Genomic DNA, 268 nt, shown 5'->3' with positions numbered 1-268 from the left:
CGAAGCGCAAATCAAAGCGGCGATCGACCAAACTGTGGAGCCATTCGGTTCCTTGGATATCTTGATCAATAATGCAGGAATGCAGCATGTTGCGCCGATCGAGGAATTTCCGACCGAGAAATACGCGTTGCTGATCCAGATTATGCTCGTGGCGCCGTTTATCGCCACTAAGCATGCGTTCCCGATCATGAAAAAGCAGGGATTCGGGCGTATTATCAATATGGCATCAATCAATGGGCTTGTCGGATTTGCCGGGAAAGCGGCGTAT

At 50.0% G+C, this 268-nt stretch carries 1 protein-coding gene; it reads left to right on the top strand.

What is annotated here, in order from left to right; genetic code table 11:
• On the top strand, nucleotides 1–268 hold a 268-nt coding region (locus tag R0J87_RS20970; protein ID WP_498888679.1), incomplete at both ends, for an SDR family NAD(P)-dependent oxidoreductase.

Origin of the sequence: Halomonas sp. SIMBA_159 (assembly GCF_046536035.1) — a bacterium.
In the GTDB taxonomy this organism is placed as follows: domain Bacteria; phylum Pseudomonadota; class Gammaproteobacteria; order Pseudomonadales; family Halomonadaceae; genus Vreelandella; species Vreelandella venusta_A.
The sequence above is the reverse complement of the archived record's forward strand: the minus strand, read 5'-3'. Positions and strand labels throughout refer to the sequence as shown.